Source organism: Roseburia zhanii, assembly GCF_014287635.1.
In the GTDB taxonomy this organism is placed as follows: domain Bacteria; phylum Bacillota; class Clostridia; order Lachnospirales; family Lachnospiraceae; genus Roseburia_B; species Roseburia_B zhanii.
Genome location: NZ_JACOPH010000006.1, coordinates 45,867 through 69,524, shown reverse-complemented (window position 1 = coordinate 69,524; position 23,658 = coordinate 45,867). Strand labels below are relative to the sequence as shown.

Below are 23,658 nucleotides of genomic sequence, written 5' to 3'. Positions count from 1 at the left end.
CAAAGGAAGAAAGAGATGTCTGTAGTATCTTATGGATTTTTAGTATTTTTTGTACTTGTCTGCTTCGTGTATTACGCTCTGCCAAAAAACTTACAAAAGTTACAGTGGATCGTAATACTTGCAGCAAGTCTGATATTTTATGCATCTGCCGGTGTGTTTTATTTAGGAATCGTTACCATAACGGCAGGTATCGTTTATATTTGTTCTCTTTTTATGCAAAAAAATTTAGACCAGCAGGAACAGCTTTTAGAAGGTGCTGACAGAAGAAGTGCACGTAAGATCAAAAATGAAATGAAGCAGAAACGTAAGAGGATGCTTACTGTGGCATTATGTGCTGTGATCGGAATCTTAATCGTGTTTAAAGGCAGCAGTTTTCTGATTGAAAATATCAATATGCTCTTATGGCATATGGACCATGGAATCATTCCGGTATGGAAACTGGCTGCACCACTTGGAATCTCATTTTATTCATTTATGATGATCTCCTATCTGATGGATCTGTATCATGGGAAGATCCATGCACAGCAGAATTTTTTAAAATATCTTACCTATGTACTTTATTTTCCGCACATTACGCAAGGTCCGATCGGCAGATATGAAAGTACCGGAAAAGAACTGTTTGTGGAACATGCTTTTTGCTATTCTGTTATAAAAAAAGGTCTGTATCTGATGGTCTGGGGATATTTTAAGAAGCTTGTGATCGCTGACCGGCTGTCAGCATTTGTCACAGCAGTCATAGGATCGGCAGGAAATTATGAAGGATACATATTCCTGATCGCAGGTATTTTATATTCCATTCAGATCTATTGTGATTTTTCAGGATGTATGGATATCATACGGGGAGCATCGGAATGTCTTGGGATCACATTAAAAGAGAATTTTAAACGTCCGTATTTTTCAAAAACATTACCGGAGTTCTGGCGGAGATGGCATATATCGCTTGGAGAATTTTTCAGGGAAAATGTATTTTATCCGGTGTCGACATCGCAGGTATTCCTCAAGTGGAATACGGCAGCAAGAAAACGGTTTGGGAATGAATTGGGTAGAAATATAGCCTCTGTGATGCCGATACTCTGTGTCTGGGTGCTGACTGGAGTATGGCATGGGGCAAACTGGAATTATATTGGCTGGGGAATCTATCATGGCATCTTGATCTGTCTGTCGACAATCTTTGAACAGCCGCTTATGGCAGTGAATACAAGGCTTAAGATCCCGACAGAGCATATACTCTTTAAGATCTTTCAGATGCTTCGGACATTCTTTTTATGTGTGGTAGGAAGGCTGATCTTTTTGGGAAATGGGCTAAGTGATTCATTTCATATGATAAGTTCCATGTTCAAAAGGACACAGACCGTTTATACGGTAGAAAGTTTTCCGCTTACAGTCAATGAGTGGTGTGTGGTATTGATCTGTGTCATTTTCCTTTCCGGTGTTTCGGTGGTACAGGAGATCATGGAGAAAAAGCAGGCAGAAATGACAATACGTGACTGGTTAGATAAACAGAATGTGCTGTTACAGATGGGAGTTGTACTTACCGGAATCCTTGTGATCCTTTGCTTCGGTGTCTATGGACAGGGAGCGGGAGCAGCATTTATCTATGAACAGTTTTAAAGGCAGATGGGAGAATGCAGGATGAAACAGAAGATCAGACAGGATTTAAAAAGAGTGATCGCTATTGCAGCGTTCTTTTGTATGCTGCTGTGGATCGTTGGTGAATTAGGAGTTTTAGTCAGACCGTTTGATGAGGATTTTGATAAATGGCATTATTTTTATGCGGAAGATAAGGATACATTGAATGTTGCTGCTATCGGATCCAGTTCGATCTATCGTTACTGGATACCGACAAGGGCATATGAAAAGTACGGGTTTACATCATTTATGATCGCACAGAGCGGACAGGATATACATACAGTTCCCTATATTATGGAAGAAGCAGTGAAAAGCCAGAAGGTTGATCTTTTTATAGTTGAAACAAGGCAGTTAGTTACATATAGAACAAGTGAATACAAAGAACAAACGGATAAAGAAAAACAGCAGTACCTTTTTAGTACAATATCTGCAGGAATGAAACCATCTTTCGTCCGGATGAGGATGATACATGATATTTTACAAAAAGATGCCGGCAATCCGGAAATCGAATGGCAGATCCCATTATTGAAGTACCATGATAATTTGTTGAATGGCACATGGACAGAATGGAAAAAACGATTGACGTCAGGCAGAGATATTTATAAATCAGCTACGCAGATCTCTAAGGTGGAGAAACAGTCAGAAACGAAGATTGAACCGGATGGCACATTGGTCCTGTTAGAAGAAGATCATCAGATCATAGATGAAATTGTAAGGACAGCAGAAAAATTAAATACAAAGATCTTATTTATTGCCACACCATATATTGCAACAAAATATCGTTATCCCCTGCAGCTGCAGTTAGATGCATATATGGAGAAAAAAGGTTATTCATATTTGAACTTAAATGCAGAAAAGAAAGAAATAGGTCTGGATCTATCAACAGATTTTTATAATCTCTACCACACCAATATCGCAGGTGCAAACAAAGTAACCGACTATTTAGCTGAATATCTTAGTACACATTACCGGTTTGAAAATAAACTAAACAGCACACAAAAGAAAGACTGGGATACATCCGTTGCCGCATGGAAGGAAAAAGAAGCAGAACTTTTAGCACAATGGGAAGAAAATTGTAAGGAACAGGAGTGATAAGTATGGGAAAAAGAACAAATCAGGGATCAGTATTTGATTGTGTAATATTTCACAGAGTTTTTGGTGTTGTATTATTTTTATTATGTGTCTGTTTTCTGCCACATACCATTTTTACAACGTTTGCCGCAAGAGCCGCAGTCGGGACGGTATTGTGGATGGCTTACTGGTGGATTACAGAAGCAGTGGATTATGCGATAACCGCTTTTCTGCCGATCGTTGTCAATGCACTGTTTTCCATGACAGATATGACAAAGGTGATCGCAAATTATGCATCAGAAACGATCCTTCTGCTGTTAGGGGCATCGATCCTTACGGTATCATGGGAGATTGTCGGACTTGATAAACGGATTGCATGTACCTTTTTAAGTATCACAGGTACTTCGCTGACGACGCAGATCTTATTCTGGTTTTTATTATCAGCAGTCTTATCTGCAGTATTACCCAATGCAGTAGTTGTAGCTGCAATCACACCGATCGCCGTTTCGATGCTGCGTTATCTGAATATTACTGATGTATCAAAAAGTGAACCGGCATCGCTCATACTTATGTCGATCGCATGGGGAGCCGGAGTTGGCGGGCTTGCCTCACCACTTGGCGGAGCCATGAATCTTGTGGTGATCAATTATATACAGGAATTGACCGGAAAAGAATATATGTATATCGACTGGGTGGTAAAATTTGCTCCAATCATGCTGCTGTTACTGATCTCAAACTGCATCTATTTAGTCTGCATCAAACCCAAAGGAGTTTCTTTGGAAGGCTCAAAAGAATATTTTATCAAGATGCGGAGACAGATGCATAAGATCAGCCGTGTGGAAGGCATTTACCTTGTGATATTTTTAGCTGCAACAGTGCTGGCATTTACCAGAAATCTGTATGCAGGCTGGTTAGCAAATTTAAAACCGGCTTATGTATTTATCATTGCAGCAGTCATATCTTTTCTGATACGTGATGAGAAAAAAGAAAAGATCTTAAAGTGGCAGCATGTGCAGACAAAAGTAAGCTGGTCGTTAATGTATATTTTTGCAGGAGGACTTGCAGCAGGAACATTGCTTACAGCGACAGGTGCAGATGCATGTATCGGACAGTGGGTGTCTAAACTAGGTCTGACGGGTGGATTTTTAACCGTCGCAGTTATTGTCATGGTAACGATCCTCTTATCCGATGTGACTTCGAATACCGCAACGGCGGCAGTGGCCGTTCCGATCGTGATCTCTGTTATCAAAGGGATCGGATCAGATCCCCTTCCATATGTATATATAGCAACTATCGGAGTCAATCTTTCCTATATCCTTCCGACTTCCATACGAAGCGTGCCGGTTGGTTATGGGTTAAAACCTTCTTATATGTTCCGGAAGGGCTTGTGGCTCACACTGATCGTTATCTGTATTATGAGTGTCAGTGCATGGTGGCTGATGCAGAAAGGATGGTTTAGATAAAAATGAAACAGGAAAGTGTTTTAGGTTACATATGCCAATATGCCAAAGAGCAGCCGGACGCATTAGCGGTCTGTGAACTGCGGAAAAAAGTGACTTATCAAGAATACTGGTATCTGATCAAAAAAATGGCAGCTGTACTGTTAAAGCAGGGAATGAAAAAAGGAGATCATGTGCTCTTAAAATGCACACAGAATATCAACTATCTGGTCATTTTTTCTGCCTTGCAGTATATCAGGGCACTTGTGATACCGGTAGAGAAAGGGACAAAGCCGGAGCGTATCACAGAAATTGCAGAGTGGGTAGATGCGCATTGTGTGATCGCAGATATTGATATAGAAGGGATCAGAACTTTTCAGATAAAAGAACTGATGGGACTGATCGAAGATGCAGAAGAAGCCGACCTTCCCCTTCCACAGGCAGATGAACGCTCGATGCTTTTATTTACGACCGGAACGACCGGACAGTCAAAAGGTGTACTGATCCGGCACAAAAATGATGTAGCCATCGCAGAAAATGTGATCGAAGGAACGCATATGCGAAAGCAGAATGTGGAGATCATTCCGATGCCGTTAAATCATGCCTATGGACTCAGGCGTTATCAGTCGGATATGGTCCGTGGCGGTACGGTATGTCTGATGGATGGCATGGTTTTTGTCGGTGTTTTATGGAAATTATTAGATACTTACCATGCGACAGCCATGGCATTATCTCCGGCATCTTTAAATATGGTTTTTCAGTTATCAGGTGACCGGATTGCAGAATATGCCAATCAGCTTGATTATATCCAGATCGGTTCTGCACCGCTTCAGGAGGCGGATAAACAGAGATTGCTGCAGCTGATGCCGCAGACTAGGCTTTATAATTTTTATGGGGCTTCGGAAGCAGGCTGTTCGTGTATCTTAGATTTTAACAGCGAAGACGATAAAACCGGCTGTATCGGAAGACCGACCGTTAATTCCATTATCCGCTTTATGGATGAAGCAGGAAATCCGGTTAAAAAAACAGATAAAGACCATCCGGCTCTGCTCTCATGGGGCGGGGCGATCGTCATGGAAGGATATTATAAGGAACCGGAACTGACAAAAGATACCTTAGAAGATGGATTTGTCAAAACAAAAGATATGGCATATTTAGATGAAGAAGGCCGCTGTATCTTAGTCGGCAGGGCAGATGATATCATCAATTATGGCGGGAGCAAGATCTCACCGGCTGAAATAGAGGATTGTGCAAGAGGATATGAGAAGATCGCAGATTGTGCCTATACGTCGAAAACCGATCCGATCACCGGAGAAGTGCCGGTCATGCTGGTCGTAAAAAAAGAGGCGTATGATGAAGCAGAGTTTCTCAATTATCTACAGGCAAGAGTAGAAGCATACAAACTGCCGAGAGCCATTTATTATACGGATCAACTGCCGAAAACGTTTAAAGGTAGTCTTCTCCGCAAGGAGATCAGACAATATATCAAAGAATCAGAAAGAAAGGATGCATAAACAGATGGAAGAATTTTTAAAATTACTTAAGAAGATCAAACCAAATGTGGATTTTACAAAGGAGCAGGCATTAGTTGATGACGGGCTGTTAGAATCGTTAGATATCATCTCAATCATATCGGAGGTCGCAGAAGTCTACGGTGTGCTGATCCCAAGTGATGAGATCATTCCGGATAATTTCAATTCCGCAGAGGCGATGTATGAGTTGATTGAAGACTTTAAAGAGAATTAGTAATTTTTGTGTGGGCCTATCTAAGTGATGGAACTTAGATAGGTCTTTTTTTTGTGTATAGGATTCGGGTGTCAAAAGGCGGTTTCAAGTTTTTTGACTGGCAGATTGCACAAAGCTGTGAACCACCTTTTGACACCCGAATCTACATAACTGATAAACTTTCTCACCTGCACCACAAGACAAAATGGAAAAACATGCTATAATAGTTAGCGAAAACTAACTAAAATGTAATAATCTCTCAATAAGAGAAAACAGGAGGCAGTTATGGTAAAACAGACATTAGACATAAACGGAATGTCCTGCGGGATGTGTGAATCCCATATCAATGACACGATCCGCAGACAGTTTCAGGTAAACAAAGTGACGTCTTCGCATAAGAAAGGCAAAACGGAGATCATCACAGAAGAACCGCTAGAGGAAGAAGCATTAAAAAAAGCAATCGCAGATACAGGATATGAGTTAGTGTCCATGCAGACAGAACCGTATGTAAAGAAAGGCTTATTTCACCGCTAATTCATAGAAAAGGTAAAAGGGAGAGGAGTTTATATGCCAGAGAATGAAAAGAAATTTTTAGAGATCGTTGATTTACAGAAAGGATTCGGAAGTGGGGAAACACGGCAGGAAGTCCTTCGGGGAATGAATTTTTCCGTTGCAAAAGGCGAGTTCTGCGTACTGCTTGGCCCTTCCGGTTCCGGAAAATCCACACTGCTTAATATCATCGGTGGAATTGACGGTGCAGATTCCGGTTATATTTCCATCAATGGGGATAAGTTAGAGGATTTAGGAGAAAAGAAGCTGACCGAATACAGAAGAAAGCATTTAGGTTATGTATTCCAGATGTACAATCTGATCGCAAATCTAAATGTCAAAGAAAATATTGAAGTCGGTGCTTATTTATCCGATACGCCGCTTGATATTGACGATCTGTTACATACACTAGGGCTTTATGACCACCGCTACAAACTTCCGAACCAGCTTTCCGGCGGACAGCAGCAGCGTGTGTCGATCGGCAGGGCGATCGTTAAGAATCCTGATATCTTGCTTTGTGATGAGCCGACCGGAGCATTAGATTATCAGACTTCTAAAGAGATCTTAAAGCTGATCGAGGACGTAAATAAGAAATACGGAAATACGGTGATCATGGTAACACATAATGAAGCGATCAAAGATATGGCAGATCATGTGATCAAACTGCGTGATGGTGCAGTCCGCTATAATCATATCAATACCAATAAGGTTTCGGCGGCTGATCTTGAGTGGTAAGGGGTGTGTGATATGAAGAATAAAAAGATTAAAAATCCCTTAAAAAAACGTATTTCAAGAGAATTTTTCGGTGACTGGAAAAAATATTTAGTGGTAGCACTCTTTTTGATCTTAACGATCGGGTTTGTATCAGGAATGTATGTTGCAAACGGAAGTATGATGCAGGCGGCAACAGAGAGTGTCACAAAGTATAAAAGAGAAGACGGTCATTTTGAATTAAAGAAAAAAGCAGACAAAGACTTGTTAGAAGCAATCGAAACAGGAGAAAAAGCCGATGTAAAACAATATTATACCGACAAAGCCAAAAAGGAATTAGAGGAGAAGTTAGAAGAAACCTTTGGTACCGAACATAATGAAATGTATCAGATGGCATATGATGAAGCCTGGAAAGAGGTTTCTGATAAGATTGATAAAGAATATAAAGAAGCGGAAGAAGACTATGAGTTAAACGATCCTGATTTTAAAGCAGAGAAGGTAAATGTCTACGAAGATTTCTTCCGTAATGAAAGCGAAGATCACGATAACGATGGCAGATCCGATGGAACGATCCGTGTATATGCTAAGACAGACGATGTGAACCTTGCATGTGTATTAGATGGAGCGTTACCGGAAACAGAAAATGAGATCGCAGTTGACCGTATGCATGCAGATAATGTGGGAATTACTGTGGGAGATACGATTACAGTCGGTGGAGAAACGTATACAGTTACCGGTCTGATCGCATATGTCAATTATGCAACTCTGCATGAAAAAACAACCGATCTGATGTTTGATGCATTAAAATTTAATGTAGGAATGGTAACAGACGAAGGATTTGACCGTTTAAAAGAAAGCATTCATTATGCGTATGCATGGCGCTGCGAGGATAGAAAAGAAACAGAACAGGAAGAAAAGAATGCTTCGGATGATTTCTTAAAAGCACTTCTGACACAGACAGTTGTATATGAGGATGAGATGGAAGATTATGTGCCGGCATATGCAAATCCGGCAATCACGTTTGCAACAGATGATATGAGCTCCGATGAGGCAATGGGAGGAGTACTCTTAGATATTCTGATCGTGATCATTGCATTTATCTTTGCCATTACGATCAGCAATACAATTACAAAAGAATCTTCAGCAATCGGAACTTTAAGAGCATCTGGATATACAAAAGGCGAATTGATCGCTCATTACATTTCCACACCGGTCATCGTAACTTTTGTTGCAGCTATCGTGGGCAATCTGTTAGGCTATACAGTGTTTAAAAATGTTGTCGTTTCCATGTATTATTCAAGCTACAGTCTGCCGGCCTATGAAACAATCTGGAATGCAGAGGCATTTCTTAAGACCACACTGATTCCGGTGTGCCTGATGGTCATTGTGAATCTGATCGTGATCGTAAGAATGATGCAGCATACGCCGTTACAGTTTTTACGCCATGACTTAAAAAAGACGAAACGCAAAAAGGCAATGCGTTTACCGAAATGGAAATTCATCAACCGTTTCCGTCTGCGTATCATTTTCCAGAACCTGCCGAACTATATCATTCTGCTTGCGGGAATTTCATTTATCATGGTCATGTTAGCCATGGCAGTCGGAATGCCATCGACGTTAGATTATTATCAGGATCATGTGACAGAGCTGATGTTTTCTAAGTACCAGTATATCTTAAAATCCTATCAGGACGAAGATAAAAACGTGATCGATACAAAAGTAAAAGACGCAGAAAGATTCTGTCTGACTTCCCTGCAGAAAAAAGGAAATTCCATTGACGAGGAGATTTCCGTATACGGAGTAGAGCCGGACAGCAAATATGTAAAGATCAAAGATATTGACGATCTAAAGGAAAATACGGTTTACATCTCTGACTCATTTGCAGAAAAATATGATCTTGCAGTCGGTGATACAGTTGATCTCGATGAAAAATATGAAAATAAGCAGTATCATTTTAAAATCGCAGGCACATATGACAGGAGCCAGAGCATTGCTGTATTTATGCCGGTCGAGCGTTTCCGTGAAATGTTTGACTATGATGACGAAGAATTTACCGGTTATCTTAGTGATCGCGAGATCACCGATATTTCCAAAGATGATATTGCCACGGTGATTACAGAACGGGATATTACGAAGATGAGTGACCAGTTAGATCACACGATGGGCTCGATGATGCAGTATTTCCAGATTTTGTGCGTGTTGTTATCAACCGTACTGATCTACCTCTTGACAAAGATCATTATTGAAAAAAATGAAAATGCAATTTCTATGACGAAGATCTTAGGATATGACAATAAGGAAATTGCAAGCCTGTATCTGATGTCCACAACGATCGTGGTGGTCATTGAAGCGGCATTAGGCACGCTGATTGGTGTATCTGTTATGAAGCTGGCATGGAAAATCATCATGTTTAGTTACAGCGGCTGGTTTGCGTTTGTCATGCAGTCGGTCGGATATTTACAGATGTTTGGATTTGTGCTGATCGGATATCTCATAGTGCTGTTCTTTGATTTTGGAAGGATCAAACGGATCCCGATGGATGAGGCTTTGAAAAACGTAGAGTAAAACCTGCGATTCTTGCATTTTTAAAGGGCGTGTGCTATCCTTAAAAAAAATGAGAGAGAGAAGCATATGGCATATTTAGGCAATCCAAAAGATACCATTGAGGTATTACAGAAATATAAATTTAATTTCCAGAAAAAATTCGGACAGAACTTTTTGATCGATACCCATGTATTAGAAAAGATCATTGATGCAGCAGGTATCACAAAAGATGATTTTGTATTAGAGATCGGGCCGGGGATCGGAACCATGACACAGTATCTTTGTGAAAATGCAAGAGAAGTGGCTGCGGTTGAGATCGACAATAACCTGATCCCGATCTTAAAAGATACGTTAAAAGAATATGATAATGTGGAAGTGATCCATGAGGATATCTTAAAAGTAGATATACAGGAATTAGCACAGCGGAAAAATCAGGGCAGACCGATCAAAGTAGTTGCAAATCTTCCATATTATATAACGACACCGATCATCATGGGACTGTTTGAAAGCCATGTGCCGATCGCATCGATCACCATTATGGTGCAGAAAGAAGTGGCAGACCGTATGCAGGCAGGACCGGGCAGTAAAGATTATGGTGCACTTTCTCTAGCCGTACAGTTTTATGCAAAACCGGAGATCGTAGCAAATGTGCCGCCGAACTGTTTTATGCCAAGACCGAATGTCGGCAGTGCAGTGATCCGTCTGATGCGGCATGAAACCGTACCGGTAGACGTTTTAGATGAAAAACTGATGTTCCGCATCATACGGGCATCTTTTAACCAGCGCAGGAAAACATTAGCAAATGGACTGAATAATGCACCGGACATTCCATTGTCAAAAGAGCAGATACAGGAAAGCATCACAGCACTTGGCGTACCGGTCAATATCCGGGGAGAAGCCCTGACATTAGAGCAGTTTGCAAAGTTAAGCAATATCATGCATTCCATTATAAAAGCATAATTAAAAAAAGTGCTTCATACACTATAGTATGAAGCATTTTTTATATCGTATTTTATGTGGACTTGTATTATTTATACTGATTCCGGTCGTATTTACGCTTGTCATGCAGCAGGGACAAAAAGATCCAGTCATTGCAAAAAAAGATAAGACTGCGTATCAGACAAAAGAAACGGATTTCGATGAAGATATATTGACCGGTATCATTGCAAATGAAGTAACGATGGAAACAGAGATTGAAGCACTCAAAGCACAGGCAGTCATTGCAAGGACAAACTGTTACAGGGCAATCAAAAGGGGAGAAGATCTTCCCGAAGGACTGACAAAAGGAGAAATGATCCGCATATTCGGCGAAGAAAATTTTTCCGAATATTACAGCCGGTTAGAGAGCAGTATCGAAGCAACCAAAGGAGTTGTCATGACTTATAATGGAGAATATATCAAAGCAGATTTTCATAAATGTAGTGCAGGATATACGCGCAATGCGAATTCAATATATCAAAACGAAGATTTCCCATATTTAAAAAGCAAGGACAGCAGAACCGATATCATATCCCCAGATTTTTTAAAAGTGGTCTTTTATACACCGCAGGAATTTGTGGAAAAAGGGAGGGAATTATTCGGAGATGCAGCAGATATATCAGCAGGAAAAACAGCGGCAGAACTGCTTTCTGAGATCTCTGTCACAAAAAAAGATGAAGCCGGATATGTGACAGAGTGTACAGTTTTAGGGACTGCTTATTCAGGAGAGAAGATCCGTCTGTTATATGACTGGGATTCTTCCGCATTTGCCTTAAAGGAAGTGGACGGCAGGATCCGGGTCGTGACAAAAGGTGTCGGGCATGGGTTAGGCTGCAGTCTGTATGGGGCAGACGCAATGGCAGAGCAGGGATATTCTTATAAGGAGATTTTAGAATATTTTTATACAGAAATTGAATTTGTATCCCAATAGAATTGAATAAAACCTCAAAATACGCACAGACTATAGTCAGCAAGTAAATATTATGACTATGGATGGTGATGAAATGAGGAAGACAAATACATTTTTCTGGAGAAACAGGTATAAGATCGCAGTCGTATGTATGCTGATCGCAGCAGTAGGATTTACCGGAGTCTATCTCTATAGCGGCAGGGAAAAAAGTGAACCCCAAAAACAGCAGGTGGCAGTCAAAGACACCGAGCAGAAAGAGGAGATCAAAAATTCTGTAACGGCAAAGGCAGACATCAAAGAGGAGGACACAGAAGAACAGACAGCAAGGGCGTCTGCAGTGATCGAACCTAAGAGCAGTGAAATGAAAGATACCGAAACAGCAACGATCGCAAAAGAAGATGCAGCCGTAGAAGCTGACACACAGACAGCAGAAACAGCAGCAAAAAAGCCGGCAGCAGGAGAACTGCATTTTGATACAGAAACCGGACTGCTCTGGCCTGTCAGCGGTTCGGTCATCTTAGATTACAGTATGGATCAGACGGTTTATTTTACAACCTTAGACCAGTACAAATACAATCCGGCGGTCATCATTTCGGGAAATGTAAATGACAAAGTAAAAGCAGCCGCAAGCGGGAAGATCGTTGATATTTCCACAAATGAAGTGACCGGATATACTGTTACGATGGATATCGGAGATGGTTATACGGCGATTTACGGACAACTTAAGGAAGTTCCTTATGAAACAGGTGCTTATGTGGAAATGGGCAATACGATCGGATTTGTGAGTGAGCCTACGAAGTATTTTGCATTAGAAGGAAGCAATCTGTATTTTGCACTGCAAAAAGATGGAGAACCGGTCGATCCGGTGGAATTTTTCCAGTAACCAAAAAACGTTACTGTTCACTCCGTGAGCAGTAACTCGTGATTTTTGCATGAAAGTTCGCTTTGCGAAGCAAAAATCACCACCTGAATCACTTCCTTACGCAGCCAGACAGTAAATGTCTGGCTGCTGTGTGAACTGTAATCCAAAAAACTCATTTAGGAATGCTCCTAAATGAGTTTTTCTTGAATTTTTATAGGAGCGACCGTATAATAAGACGGTAACGGATAAAAATGCTGTTGAACAGTTATATGATGCATCGAAAGAAAGGCGGCTTGAATGGACTACAGGGAATACAGTCAACAGGTTCAGGAATGGATTCGTCTGGTAATGGAAAACCGGGGCATCCATGCAGATAAGACATTAGAAAACTGTGAATCGATCAAACAGTATGCTGCACAGGTAAATGATAAAAAGCTGTTGGGATTTGCTTACTATTATGCCGGAGAAACCTATTATGTACTGAATAGTATCGAGCATCTCTTTCATAATATGACAAGAGCTATTGGCTATTTAGAACAGACCAGACAGTGGGGATTATCTGCACGCGCATATAATCTGTTAGCAATCACTTCTTTCAATCGCGGAAATGCACCATTTGCCATGGATTATTACCTGAATGGTCTTTTTTATTGCAGTAAATACCATCTTTATGAAGAAGGCTGTATGATCAATCTGAATATCGGAACACTGTATTTATCTGTAGGCGAGTATGCACTTGCACAGCAGTATTTAAAAGACAGTTATCAGATGCTTTTAGAACAGAAAGAATGCAGAAATTATAATTCTTATAAAACGTCTATTTATATCAGCATGGGAAAATGCTGTATCCGGTTAGGAAAGATAGATAAAGCCAGAGAATATATGGAAAAGATAAAGCAGGAATGTTACTTACATATGGAAGAAACAGACGAACTGTTCTTTTTGATCTATCAGGCGAATCTTTATCATGCAGAAGAAAAATTCCACCAGAGAGATATCTGTATCGAGAGGATCAGGAAACATACGTTAGACCAGTTTGCGGTCATGGATGTGTTTGATGAATTATATGAATATAGTAAAATGCTCTTTGACATTGGACGTTATCAGGAATTTTTAAACATGGTAAAAGTCTTAGAAACACCGGTAAAACATGCAAATCTTATCAATCTGCAGAGAAAGCTGATTTCCCTTAAGTTAGAATATTATAAACTGATGCAGGAGCGGGAAAAATATTTGATGGAAGCAGGAATTTATTACGAACTTTCAAGTATTATGGAAAAAGAAACCAGTTATATGATCTCTGCTATGTTAAATGTCAGACAGACTTTAGATGCAGAAACAAAAATGCGTATAGAGGCAGAACAGGAAAAACAGATCTTGATGCAAAAATCCAAAACGGATGCACTGACAGGACTGTATAACCGTCTGCACTTAAATACATATACCAGAGAAGCACTTCTTCGGGCAAAGGAACAGAAATCATGTTTTGCAGTTGAGATGTTAGATGTCGATTATTTTAAACAGTATAATGACAATTATGGACATCAGGCAGGAGATGTCTGCTTAAAACAGGTCGCAGACCGGCTGAAAATGTTAGAAAAGCATGATGGGATCACTGCATTCCGTTATGGCGGTGACGAATTTGCGGTTGTTTTCGAGGGGTATACCAGATTACAGGTGAAGACGTTTATGCAGGAATTAAAAGACAGTATTTTAGAACTGCAGATCGAGCATCAGTTTTCACAGGTATGCGAAGTTGTTACAATCTCACAGGGAGCATGGGCAGATGTGCCGCAGGTGGATGATTCGGTCGAAGGATATCTGCATTTTGCCGATGATATGCTTTATCAGGTGAAAAAGAAAGGCAGAAATGATCTGTTAGCGGGCGGCTTATATGAGTGAGCAGAAAGATAAGAATTACACATATATAGTAGAATGCAGCGATGGTACATTGTATACAGGCTGGACAAATGATATTGAAAAAAGGCTCAAAGCGCATAATGAAGGAAAAGGAGCGAAATATACCCGTTGCCGGAAACCGGTAAAACTGGTCTATTTAGAGGAATCCGATACGAAACAGCAGGCAATGAGCAGAGAAGCGAAGATCAAGCAGTTGAGCAGACAGGAAAAAGAGAAGCTGATAGACAGCAACAGGAACAGGTAAGAAAGGAAATATATGGAAACGATCAGATTTGATGAATTAGGGCTGATGCCCCAGATTTTACGTGGAATAGAGGAGATGGGATTTGAAGAAACGACACCGATCCAGGCACAGGCGATCCCGGTCGTTATGAGTGGCAGGGATGTGATCGGACAGGCACAGACCGGAACCGGTAAGACAGCAGCATTTGGAATCCCGATGCTGCAGAAAGTCGATCCATCTTTAAAAAAGACACAGGTCATTATTTTATCCCCGACAAGGGAATTAGCGATACAGGTAGCAGAAGAACTGCGGAACTTAAGTAAATATATGCATGGGATCAAAATCCTTCCGGTCTATGGCGGACAGGATATCACCAAGCAGATCCGCTCCTTAAAAGGTGGAGTACAGATCATTGTAGGTACACCGGGACGAGTGATGGATCATTTGCGCAGAAAGACGATCCGGTGCGATCATGTGCATACGATCGTACTTGATGAAGCAGATGAAATGTTAAATATGGGATTTCGGGAAGATATCGAAACTGTTTTGGAATATTTACCGGAAGAACGCCAGACGGTACTATTTTCGGCAACCATGCCAAAGCCAATCTTAGAGATCACAAAAAAATACCAGCATGATGCTGTTACGATCAAAGTCGTAAAGAAAGAACTGACTGTATCGAATATTGAACAGTATTACTATGACGTCAGAAGAAAAGACAAAGTAGAAGTCTTAACAAGGCTTTTGGATTTTTACAATCCGAAAGTATCGATCGTTTTCTGTAATACCAAGAAAATGGTGGATGAATTAGCACATGAACTCAGTGTGCGCGGATATTTTGCTGAAGGTCTGCATGGAGATATGAAACAGGCACAGAGAGACCGTGTCATGGCTAATTTCAGAAAAGACAAGACGGATATCCTGATCGCAACAGATGTTGCAGCAAGAGGAATTGATGTAGACGATGTTGAGGCAGTTTTCAACTTTGATATTCCGCAGGATGACGAATACTATGTACACCGTATCGGAAGGACAGGGCGTGCCGGAAGAACCGGAAAGGCATTCAGTTTTGTCAAGGGTAAGGAAGTCTATAAATTAAAAGATATCATGCGTTACTGCAAGACGAAGATCTATGCACAGCCGATCCCATCCTCAGAAGATGTGGCACAGATGAAAGCAGAGAAGATCATGGATAAGTTAGCAGAGATCATAGAGGGAGAAGATCTGCATGATATGATCAATATGATCGAAAAACAGATCAATGAGTCCGATTATACAGCGATGGATATTGCAGCCGCATTTTTAAAACAGGCATTAGGTACAGGAGAAACAAATACCGGAAATTACAGTAATGAGAGTATGTATGACTTTGGAAATACCGGCGCAGAAGACGGAATGGTACGTCTGTTTATCAATATCGGCAAGAAACAGAAGGTAAAACCGGGAGATATCTTAGGGGCAATTGCAGGAGAATCTAAGATATCCGGTGATTTAGTCGGAGTGATCGATATGTATGATAAATATACATTTGTGGAAGTTCCGGCAGAATACGGCAGTAAAGTGCTATCTGCCATGAAGAACGTGAAGATCAAGGGAAAAGCCATTCACGTAGAACCGGCAAACGGAAGATAAGCAGCGGCATCGTAACTATGAATAAAAATACCAGGTATTCTTGCCGTTATTCTTAGAAATATATAAGGCTCTGTCTGCTCTGCTGTAGAGTTTGGCATAACTGATCGCAGGCTCATTTTCCACAGGTCTGCAGATCGCAATTCCGATCGATACAGCAGTTACATCTGCATATTTCGTATGGGAAAGGCTTTCCTTAAAGTCTGCAATGTCTTCAATTTTCATTAAATGTTTATAATGTTCCGTCATATTGATCGCCCAGAGCATATATCCCTGCAAATAACCGGATTCCATCAGTGGTTCCAGACGCATTTCATAGCCGCCGGTCAATCCTAAGGATCGTAAAAGTATCGGTATCCATGGACAGATGATTCCGCAGATACAGCAATACAGACGTTTTCGTTCAATGCCGGTACAGTGTCTGGCAGTATGAAGGCAGAGGAGTATCCCAGCCATACAGTAAATAGCAAGATAGACCGCAAACAGGTAAAAACCGGTATTATATGTCAGAGACAGCCGTGGAAAGGATCCGCTGGAATCCCTGCCGATATTACTATAGAAGAAGTGGTTCTGTTCTACGGTAAAAATGCACCACAGGGTGATCATACCAACCAGAATTTCTAAAATATAGATAAAAATAGGAATTTTCCGGTGGCAGAGTTCTTTGATAAACAGCGTAAATGCTGCGATCAGCAGAACTTCACCAAGATACTCTACTTTGATCGCAGCATAGCAAACATACAGGTGTAGATCTGTTCGGCGGAAACACCGGCGATCAGTTTTTGCACCATATAAAGCAGCAAAAAATGTGCCGGATAAAATATATAAAAGAAATAGGATGTGAAAGGTGTCTGTCCTTTTTCCCTATTATAATGCTTTAAGAATAAAAGAGACAGCATAAATCCGAGCATATACAATCTGTCATACCACATCCAGCTATAATGACAGAAATGGTAAGTCTGGTTCAATGAGCTTGTGACAGCTAAAAATATGACCAGCAGTACCGTCAGGGTACAGAACCACAGAGCCTGTTTTTTAAAGTCAGGAACATAATAAAATATCAGGATAAACAGTATTGGCATAATAGGCCATCCTCCTACAGCAGCTGATAGAAAGAAAATGGCAGCGGTAAGGAGGCCTTTCTGCCATTTTTTGAATGTTGATGCATTTAGGACGGTCAATGTACAAAGACCTAGTAACAGGTCGAAGATAATATTCTGCCGGTATTCGTACATATCTCCGAAAAACAGATAAAAAGGCAGGATGGAGATCAGCCAGAAACAGATCATGCGGTGGATGTATCTACGCAGATTTGAAGTATGGCGGTATCCTTCTGCAATGAAAAAGCACATGATCGGGATCGTAAGCCTGCCAATGATGTGCAGAATTTGTGCAAGTGGTGTGTAAAAATCTAAAAATCCCCATGCCAGATGGTCACATACCATGGCACAGATGGCGATCAGCTTTAACTGAGTCCGGTTCAATTCTTTCATTTGTATCTTATCCCCAATATGTTTGTGTGATGTAAGTGTTTTGCCCATCAGATGATACACAAATTGTTCTGTTGCCGGGCAATTTCTTTGTATCATTATAAAAAAAATATAGCCGTTTGTATAGGGAAAATTTCAAAAGAGAATTGCGGAGTGAAAAATTATGTGCTATACTCTTTGCGTTGCAATGCCCATAAAAACAAGGTCGTATAGGGCTTGCCGCCGATTCCCGGCGTAAAATGAATCGAGTGTTCGTGACCTTCCACTCGTAAAACAAAACTAAAGGAGAAAACTAAATATGAGAAACAAAAAAGTACTATTTACCACTCAGGCAGCCATGATCGCTGCTTTGTATGTCGTTCTGACAATGCTTGCAAATGCACTCGGACTTGCAAACCATGCCATTCAGGTGCGGTTTTCAGAGGCACTGACGATCCTGCCGTATTTTACACCGGCAGCAATCCCGGGACTTACGATCGGATGCGTGATCAGTAACCTGCTGACAGGCTGTATGCCGCTTGATGTTGTATTTGGAAGTTGTGCCACATTATTAGGGGCGGTCGGTACTTACCTTCTAAGAAAGTACAAATGGGCAGCGCCACTGCCACCGATCATTGCAAATACCATCATCGTGCCGTTTGTTCTTGCCTATGTCTACATGGCAGAGGGAACAATCCCGTATTTTATGCTGACAGTCGGTATCGGAGAAGTGATCTCCTGTGGTGTGTTAGGAATGATATTACTTAGTATTTTGGAAAAATACAGACATGTGATCTTTAAAACAGAAGTATAGAAGATCAGAAAAGCTGTTGTACTGCAAATGGATATCCGTTATCTGAAGCAGTACAACAGCTTTTTTAGACTGATTATTTTAAGTTAGCAACAAATTCCCCGATTTTTTTATCCATATGCAGAATATGTACAGACAGCCAGTTTAAAAGAAAACTGATCAGATCTTCTAAGTAATGTTGCTGGTGTGCATCAAGATCATCTAAGTTGATTTCAGCAAGTTTGTCAATAAAAGCAGTATGAGCCTTTTTCTGGCTCTCTAGTTCAGGGTAGCCGATCTTTCCCATATAGGTTTCTTCATCGGCAAAATGTACCGCAGTATAGTCTTTCAGATCAGATATAATATGAAGTATCTCATCATATTTATCATGGAGCAGTTCTGCATGGATCACATCATTAGCATCTTTGATGATCTCAAAGAGCCGCTTATGTTCGTCATCGATCAGCGGAATATCTGTCAGGTATTTAGATGTAAATGAAAATGGAGATTCAAATTTTCCGATCAGCGTATCACTTCCGATAATATGATGGAACAGCCAGTGTGAAAGATAGTTTAACAGGCTTTCTAAGGCAGGGCGGATACGCACATTATCTAATTTTTCTAAGTGCAGGGAATCTAAATATGCGATGAAATCCTGATGTTCCTGCTGCTGGGAACTAAGTTCGGGATCACCGATCGATCTCATATAGGCTTCTTCATGTGTAAAATGTGTATCTGCATATTCCCGCAGATGGGCGATCAGGTGCTTTGCTGTAAGATGCAGGTCGGTATCTTTTGCAGCTAACAGGGCGTAGCCTTCATTGATCAGGGAAAAGAGCTGTGCATGTTCATCGTCGATCTGTGGAATGCCGATCCGGCAGTCATCTGTAAACTGGTACATAATTTATCACCTCGTTGTATTTTTTGCTTATAACGATCCATAACTCCACTCATATATTCCGGGTGGTTCTGAATAGTTGCTTTTGATCATAATTTACGCTAATTATAGCATGATGCATTGTAAACTCAAGTCCAAAAATAAAAAAACAGGCGTTTATATTTAGAAAATCAGGGAAGATACCGATATAAGTACTAAGATATTTTAGTAATATTTCATACAGATCAGAGAAACTGTCGTTTTAACGTCAGGAGAGTATGTATAAGCATCGGGGAGGAATCAGCTATGAAGATTTCAAATGAACGGAAAAATATATTTTTTGGCAGTGATTTTTTCCGGAACCAGGATATGGATGCCAAAGAGAAGATCGCTTCAAAAAAACAGCAGCGTTTCAAAGAAGCCATGCATGTGGTGACATCTGCAAGAAATGGTGAAAAAAAGATCGATGACAGTCTTGATGATATCAGGGGACAGATCAAACAGTATCAGAAAGATAATGACGAGGCAAACAAATTTCTGACAGATATTAATAATCAGATGTCGGAGGTCAAAGATTATTATCAGGTAGAGGATGATAGTCAGGAACAGAAAGATTTAGAACTGTTACAGAAACAGTATGATATGATGAAGCATGGTTCCATGGAAACTTTAACCGAAGAGGAACAGGAACGCCTTGATAATATGGGCGAACTGACAGAGTATCAGAAAAGATCCATGGAATTATATGGACAGGCTGATTACTGGAAGACACAGATGCAGGATAATCAGGATAAGATCAGCCAGAGTACCGGTGTGATCCGTAATGTCAGGGTAGAACGTTTAAAATCACAGGCAATGGCAGAGGCACAGAGAGCCAAAGAAGAAATCATGGATGCTGCATCACAGGAAGCGATTGGTATGTTAGTAGATGATGCGAAACAGCAGATCGACGATAAGGCAGAGGAAGTACAGGAGGCAGCAAAAGAGCGTCAGGAAGAACAGAAAGAGGAAGAAAAGCGTGTCGAAGCAGCCAAGGAGAACAAGAGCGAAGTAGAAGTTGCTGTTGAAAAGAATCGTGAAAAGATTGCCGATATGACAAAACAGTTTACAGACAGCGAAGACATCACAAGGGATATGGACAGCGAGATCAAGAAAGTGTTAGAACAAGAAAAACTGTTAGAGGAAGATTTGAAGGGACTTACTGTGAATGCGAAGATTTAAGCAGGAGGGCAGACGTCTGGATATACACTTAGAAATATACAATTATGCTGCATGGGACAGAGTAACAGAGATTTTGCCGGCAGTTTTTGTTGTGGCAGCATTCTATCTGATCATGGAACTAGTCGGAATTACCTGTCCAATTAAATTTCTGACAGGTATTTCCTGTGCAGGCTGTGGAATGTCAAGAGCATGGCTTGCATTACTACACTTAGATATCCGAAAAGCATTTGCATACCATCCGCTTTTTTTTACTCCTCCAATATTTATGATTGTATGGATGCAAAAAGGGCATATAAAAGAAAAAGTTTATAAAAATTTTATATTTACAATGATAGTCCTATATGTTAGTGTATATTTTGTAAGACTTATAATTTTAAAAGATGATATAGTTGTATTTCATCCTGAAAATGGGTTTATCTTTCGAATTATAAGCAAAATACTTTAGAGGAAGGGGAAGAGCAGATGTTTTGTCAAAAGTGTGGGGCACAGATTCCTGATAATACAAAGTTTTGCCCGTCATGTGGAGAGCCTTGTTCCATTGGAAATCAGTTTTCTAAGATGGCAAATGATGCCTTTCAGGCAACAGAACAGGAATTAGGAAGTGCGATCAATGAAGTTCATCAGACATTCAATAATGGAGGACAGACTCCGCCATATGGTTGTGGAACACGTCTGAAAGATGACAGAGGTTTATTGTCTTACATTCTGTTGAGCATTATCACATGTGGTATTTACAGCTATTATTTTATTTATAAAATGGCACATGATGTAAATATTGCCTGTGAGGGTGATGGAGAGCAGACTTCAGGACTGGTAGCATTTATCTTGTTATCTATCATCACATGTGGAATCTATAGCTGGGTGTGGTATTACAAATTAGGAAACAGACTTGCAGCAAATGCACCAAGATATGGTTTGTCTTTTCAGGAAAATGGAACAACTGTATTATTATGGTTCGTTTTTGGTGCACTGTTATGTGGAATCGGACCGTTCATTGCTATGAACATTTTGATCAAAAATAGTAACAGAATTTGTAACGCATATAACAGAAAGTATAATTTATAATATATCTGTGTGAGTATATAGAATCGTATAGATATGAGAAAAGGGACTGTTTTATCAACAGTCCCTTTTTTTGAGCAGGTATTTCATTATCCGGTGCGGTCTTATTTTACAGCGATCGCCTCTACTTCACAAAGTACACCCTTTGGCAGTTCTTTGACTGCAACACAGCTTCTTGCAGGTTTTGAAGTAAAGTAACCACCATAGATTTCATTAAATACAGCGAAATCGCCCATATCTGCTAAAAAGCAGGTAGTTTTGATAACGTTGTCATAGCTGACACCGGCAGCCTCTAAGATGGCACCGATATTTTTACAGCACTGATCAGCCTGTGCTTTGATGCCTTCTGCAATCTCACCTGTTTCCGGAATGATCGCAATCTGTCCGGAAGTAAATACAAATCCATTAGCTTCGTATCCCTGGGAATATGGACCGATTGCTCCCGGTGCTTTTGTAGTACTGATGATATTCATAATCTTGTCCTCACTTTTCTTGATGATATTGTCGTTATAACCTATCTGGCAGCTTTGTAAATCTCAATCATATCTGCTTTGTCTAATTTCTTTACGATACCGATCGTTCTAGTCTGATGGAAACTGCATTTTTCAGCAAGTTCTTCAATCTGTGCGTCAGTAACATCGACACCTAATTCATGGAGAGAAGTAGGCATGTCAATGGAATGATAGAAGTTTTCCATTGCCTTGATACCGGCAAGTGCAAGTGCATCGAGTTCTTCTTCCGGAAGTGATGTCAGATCCTTGCCGGATGCTGCAATCTTGTGTACCTTTACAGCAAATTTTGCAAAACGCAGCAGATTATCTTTGTAGACATATCTTGCGAAACTTCCCCAGATCGCAGAAAGACCTGCACCATGTGCAACGTCAAACATACCACCTAATTCATGCTCTAACTGGTGGGAAGCCCAGTCACCACCATCGGTACCGCATCCGGTCAGACCATTGTGGGAAAGGGAACTTGCCCACATGACTTCTGCCCTTGCATTGTAGTTGGTAGGATCTTTCTTTAAGATCTTTGCATTTTCCATAACTGTACGCATCAAAGCTTCGCTGATACCGTCTGTCAGTTCCATATTTTCAGCCTGATTAAAATAACGTTCCATCGTATGCATGATGATATCAACGCATCCGCTGGCAGTCTGGTATTCTGGAAGTGTATAGGTTAATTCCGGATTCATGATCGCAAATTTTAAGCGGCAGTAATCCGTATTGCATCCACGTTTTAACCAGCCATCTTCGTTCGTGATAACAGAAGAATTGCTCATTTCACTTCCGGCAGCAGCGATCGTTAAGATACAGCCGATCGGCATACAGGCATTTGGCATACGCACCTTTTTATAGAAGTCCCAGACATCGCCTTCATTAGCAAGACCATATCCGATCGCTTTTGCAGAATCGATAACACTTCCACCGCCGACAGCTAAGATAAAGTCGACATTTTCTTTTCTGCAAAGATCGATTCCTTCATATACAAGAGAAAGGCGTGGGTTCGGTTTTACACCGCCTAAGGATACATATCCGATATTTGCTTCAGATAAAATGTTTTCAATACGGGGGAGCAGACCGGATCGCTTTGCACTGCCGCCACCGTAATGAAGAAGTACTTTTTTACAGTGAAATTCTTCTAAAAGAGAAGCAAGCTGTAATTCACTGTCTTTTCCAAATACAACTTTCGTTGGAGTATAATAAGTAAAATTATTCATAAAAATCTCCTTGTCTTTCTTAATATTAAAAATCGCATGGATTCTCAACAACCAACAATATTTTACCATTTTTTAAAATAAAATAGAATACCCATTCTTAAGATAAAAATGTGTTTAATCAAAAGTGCATTACTGTTCACTCCGTGACCAGTAACGCGTGATTTTTGCATGAAAGTTCGCTTTGCGAAGCAAAAATCACCACCTGAATCACTTTCTTACGCAGCCAGACAGTAAATGTCTGGCTACTGTGTGAACAGTAACAAAAGTACATCAGACCGTATGTTTTGTGCCGGAAAATCAGCATCTGCACATAAGCCGGGAACTTTATA

General features: G+C 40.5%; 23 protein-coding genes. 18 read left to right on the top strand and 5 right to left on the bottom strand.

Features of this window, described 5'->3' with window-relative positions:
- Nucleotides 1–15 precede the first annotated feature (15 nt).
- The 14 genes from H8S17_RS08715 to H8S17_RS08650 all read left to right on the top strand — a co-directional run bounded on the left by H8S17_RS08715 (nt 16) and on the right by H8S17_RS08650 (nt 16,193).
- Nucleotides 16–1,611 (top strand): MBOAT family O-acyltransferase, encoded by a 1,596-nt coding sequence (locus H8S17_RS08715; protein WP_186867017.1) that lies wholly within the window; start codon nt 16–18, stop codon nt 1,609–1,611.
- Between the two features lie 21 nt (nt 1,612–1,632).
- Nucleotides 1,633–2,721, top strand: coding sequence for a hypothetical protein (locus tag H8S17_RS08710; RefSeq protein ID WP_186867016.1), 1,089 nt, complete (start codon nt 1,633–1,635; stop codon nt 2,719–2,721).
- A 5-nt stretch (nt 2,722–2,726) separates the two neighbouring features.
- Nucleotides 2,727–4,163 carry an SLC13 family permease gene (locus H8S17_RS08705; RefSeq protein ID WP_186867015.1) on the top strand — a complete coding sequence of 479 codons (1,437 nt, stop codon included), beginning with the start codon at nt 2,727–2,729 and terminating at the stop codon, nt 4,161–4,163.
- Nucleotides 4,164–4,165: 2 nt separating this feature from the next.
- Entirely contained in the window at nt 4,166–5,653 is a 1,488-nt protein-coding gene (locus H8S17_RS08700; RefSeq protein WP_186867014.1) for a class I adenylate-forming enzyme family protein, read from the top strand.
- Between the two features lie 4 nt (nt 5,654–5,657).
- Nucleotides 5,658–5,885, top strand: coding sequence for an acyl carrier protein (locus H8S17_RS08695; protein ID WP_178052059.1), 228 nt, complete (start codon nt 5,658–5,660; stop codon nt 5,883–5,885).
- Nucleotides 5,886–6,149: 264 nt separating this feature from the next.
- Nucleotides 6,150–6,398, top strand: coding sequence for a heavy-metal-associated domain-containing protein (locus H8S17_RS08690; RefSeq protein ID WP_178051059.1), 249 nt, complete (start codon nt 6,150–6,152; stop codon nt 6,396–6,398).
- A 33-nt stretch (nt 6,399–6,431) separates the two neighbouring features.
- Complete coding sequence (locus H8S17_RS08685; protein WP_186867013.1) at nt 6,432–7,148, top strand: ABC transporter ATP-binding protein; 717 nt, start codon at nt 6,432–6,434, stop codon at nt 7,146–7,148.
- Between the two features lie 12 nt (nt 7,149–7,160).
- Nucleotides 7,161–9,689: an FtsX-like permease family protein gene (locus tag H8S17_RS08680; RefSeq protein WP_186867012.1), complete on the top strand. Its 2,529-nt coding sequence runs from the start codon at nt 7,161–7,163 to the stop codon at nt 9,687–9,689.
- A gap of 66 nt (nt 9,690–9,755) precedes the next feature.
- Complete coding sequence (gene rsmA / locus H8S17_RS08675; protein ID WP_186867011.1) at nt 9,756–10,628, top strand: 16S rRNA (adenine(1518)-N(6)/adenine(1519)-N(6))-dimethyltransferase RsmA; 873 nt, start codon at nt 9,756–9,758, stop codon at nt 10,626–10,628.
- A 28-nt stretch (nt 10,629–10,656) separates the two neighbouring features.
- On the top strand, nt 10,657–11,577 hold the full coding sequence (locus tag H8S17_RS08670) for a SpoIID/LytB domain-containing protein (protein ID WP_186867010.1): 921 nt from the start codon (nt 10,657–10,659) through the stop codon (nt 11,575–11,577).
- Nucleotides 11,578–11,650: 73 nt separating this feature from the next.
- Nucleotides 11,651–12,439 (top strand): M23 family metallopeptidase, encoded by a 789-nt coding sequence (locus H8S17_RS08665; RefSeq protein ID WP_186867009.1) that lies wholly within the window; start codon nt 11,651–11,653, stop codon nt 12,437–12,439.
- Nucleotides 12,440–12,715: 276 nt separating this feature from the next.
- A complete protein-coding gene (locus tag H8S17_RS08660; protein ID WP_186867008.1) occupies nt 12,716–14,320 on the top strand; it encodes a GGDEF domain-containing protein in 1,605 nt (534 codons plus the stop codon).
- The gene (locus H8S17_RS08655) at nt 14,313–14,582 is read left to right on the top strand and encodes a GIY-YIG nuclease family protein (protein WP_178051052.1); all 270 of its coding nucleotides are present in this window, start codon (nt 14,313–14,315) and stop codon (nt 14,580–14,582) included. Before H8S17_RS08660 ends, H8S17_RS08655 begins: the two co-directional genes overlap by 8 nt.
- Nucleotides 14,583–14,594: 12 nt before the next feature.
- The gene (locus H8S17_RS08650) at nt 14,595–16,193 is read left to right on the top strand and encodes a DEAD/DEAH box helicase (RefSeq protein WP_186867007.1); all 1,599 of its coding nucleotides are present in this window, start codon (nt 14,595–14,597) and stop codon (nt 16,191–16,193) included.
- A gap of 15 nt (nt 16,194–16,208) precedes the next feature.
- Here the strand turns inward: H8S17_RS08650 and H8S17_RS08645 are convergent, their stop codons facing one another.
- Nucleotides 16,209–16,859, bottom strand: coding sequence for a histidine kinase N-terminal 7TM domain-containing protein (locus H8S17_RS08645; RefSeq protein ID WP_330595705.1), 651 nt, complete (start codon nt 16,857–16,859; stop codon nt 16,209–16,211).
- A 44-nt stretch (nt 16,860–16,903) separates the two neighbouring features.
- The gene (locus H8S17_RS08640; protein WP_186867005.1) at nt 16,904–17,683 is read right to left on the bottom strand and encodes a TraX family protein; all 780 of its coding nucleotides are present in this window, start codon (nt 17,681–17,683) and stop codon (nt 16,904–16,906) included.
- Between the two features lie 295 nt (nt 17,684–17,978).
- On the opposite strand from H8S17_RS08640, the gene H8S17_RS08635 reads away from it, so the two are divergent.
- Complete coding sequence (locus H8S17_RS08635; RefSeq protein ID WP_186867004.1) at nt 17,979–18,473, top strand: QueT transporter family protein; 495 nt, start codon at nt 17,979–17,981, stop codon at nt 18,471–18,473.
- 73 nt (nt 18,474–18,546) lie between these two features.
- On the opposite strand, the gene H8S17_RS08630 is transcribed toward H8S17_RS08635, so the two are convergent.
- Nucleotides 18,547–19,350: a bacteriohemerythrin gene (locus H8S17_RS08630; RefSeq protein WP_186867003.1), complete on the bottom strand. Its 804-nt coding sequence runs from the start codon at nt 19,348–19,350 to the stop codon at nt 18,547–18,549.
- A gap of 282 nt (nt 19,351–19,632) precedes the next feature.
- Between H8S17_RS08630 and H8S17_RS08625 the strand changes: the two genes are divergently transcribed.
- The 3 genes from H8S17_RS08625 to H8S17_RS08615 are packed head-to-tail and all read left to right on the top strand — an operon-like array spanning nt 19,633 to nt 21,612.
- A complete protein-coding gene (locus tag H8S17_RS08625) occupies nt 19,633–20,547 on the top strand; it encodes a coiled-coil domain-containing protein (protein WP_186867002.1) in 915 nt (304 codons plus the stop codon).
- Entirely contained in the window at nt 20,534–20,992 is a 459-nt protein-coding gene (locus tag H8S17_RS08620) for a DUF2752 domain-containing protein (protein ID WP_243238024.1), read from the top strand. The genes H8S17_RS08625 and H8S17_RS08620 overlap by 14 nt, the downstream gene beginning before the upstream one ends.
- Before the next feature lie 17 nt (nt 20,993–21,009).
- A complete protein-coding gene (locus tag H8S17_RS08615) occupies nt 21,010–21,612 on the top strand; it encodes a DUF4234 domain-containing protein (RefSeq protein WP_186867001.1) in 603 nt (200 codons plus the stop codon).
- 101 nt (nt 21,613–21,713) lie between these two features.
- Here H8S17_RS08615 and H8S17_RS08610 read toward each other — a convergent pair whose 3' ends face one another.
- Nucleotides 21,714–22,082, bottom strand: coding sequence for a RidA family protein (locus H8S17_RS08610; protein WP_178051043.1), 369 nt, complete (start codon nt 22,080–22,082; stop codon nt 21,714–21,716).
- 41 nt (nt 22,083–22,123) lie between these two features.
- Nucleotides 22,124–23,329, bottom strand: a complete 1,206-nt coding sequence (locus tag H8S17_RS08605) for an iron-containing alcohol dehydrogenase (protein WP_186867000.1) — start codon at nt 23,327–23,329, stop codon at nt 22,124–22,126.
- Nucleotides 23,330–23,658 lie beyond the last annotated feature (329 nt).

Coding starts and splice junctions, on each gene's coding strand:
- H8S17_RS08615 (WP_186867001.1), top strand. CDS start 21,010: ATGTTTTGTCAAAAGTGTGGGGCACAGATTCCTGATAATACAAAGTTT.
- rsmA (WP_186867011.1), top strand. CDS start 9,756: ATGGCATATTTAGGCAATCCAAAAGATACCATTGAGGTATTACAGAAA.
- H8S17_RS08690 (WP_178051059.1), top strand. CDS start 6,150: ATGGTAAAACAGACATTAGACATAAACGGAATGTCCTGCGGGATGTGT.
- H8S17_RS08710 (WP_186867016.1), top strand. CDS start 1,633: ATGAAACAGAAGATCAGACAGGATTTAAAAAGAGTGATCGCTATTGCA.
- H8S17_RS08630 (WP_186867003.1), bottom strand. CDS start 19,350: ATGTACCAGTTTACAGATGACTGCCGGATCGGCATTCCACAGATCGAC.
- H8S17_RS08605 (WP_186867000.1), bottom strand. CDS start 23,329: ATGAATAATTTTACTTATTATACTCCAACGAAAGTTGTATTTGGAAAA.
- H8S17_RS08660 (WP_186867008.1), top strand. CDS start 12,716: ATGGACTACAGGGAATACAGTCAACAGGTTCAGGAATGGATTCGTCTG.
- H8S17_RS08680 (WP_186867012.1), top strand. CDS start 7,161: ATGAAGAATAAAAAGATTAAAAATCCCTTAAAAAAACGTATTTCAAGA.
- H8S17_RS08695 (WP_178052059.1), top strand. CDS start 5,658: ATGGAAGAATTTTTAAAATTACTTAAGAAGATCAAACCAAATGTGGAT.
- H8S17_RS08715 (WP_186867017.1), top strand. CDS start 16: ATGTCTGTAGTATCTTATGGATTTTTAGTATTTTTTGTACTTGTCTGC.
- H8S17_RS08650 (WP_186867007.1), top strand. CDS start 14,595: ATGGAAACGATCAGATTTGATGAATTAGGGCTGATGCCCCAGATTTTA.
- H8S17_RS08635 (WP_186867004.1), top strand. CDS start 17,979: ATGAGAAACAAAAAAGTACTATTTACCACTCAGGCAGCCATGATCGCT.
- H8S17_RS08655 (WP_178051052.1), top strand. CDS start 14,313: ATGAGTGAGCAGAAAGATAAGAATTACACATATATAGTAGAATGCAGC.
- H8S17_RS08620 (WP_243238024.1), top strand. CDS start 20,534: ATGCGAAGATTTAAGCAGGAGGGCAGACGTCTGGATATACACTTAGAA.
- H8S17_RS08640 (WP_186867005.1), bottom strand. CDS start 17,683: ATGAAAGAATTGAACCGGACTCAGTTAAAGCTGATCGCCATCTGTGCC.
- H8S17_RS08705 (WP_186867015.1), top strand. CDS start 2,727: ATGGGAAAAAGAACAAATCAGGGATCAGTATTTGATTGTGTAATATTT.
- H8S17_RS08610 (WP_178051043.1), bottom strand. CDS start 22,082: ATGAATATCATCAGTACTACAAAAGCACCGGGAGCAATCGGTCCATAT.
- H8S17_RS08625 (WP_186867002.1), top strand. CDS start 19,633: ATGAAGATTTCAAATGAACGGAAAAATATATTTTTTGGCAGTGATTTT.
- H8S17_RS08665 (WP_186867009.1), top strand. CDS start 11,651: ATGAGGAAGACAAATACATTTTTCTGGAGAAACAGGTATAAGATCGCA.
- H8S17_RS08700 (WP_186867014.1), top strand. CDS start 4,166: ATGAAACAGGAAAGTGTTTTAGGTTACATATGCCAATATGCCAAAGAG.
- H8S17_RS08670 (WP_186867010.1), top strand. CDS start 10,657: ATGAAGCATTTTTTATATCGTATTTTATGTGGACTTGTATTATTTATA.
- H8S17_RS08685 (WP_186867013.1), top strand. CDS start 6,432: ATGCCAGAGAATGAAAAGAAATTTTTAGAGATCGTTGATTTACAGAAA.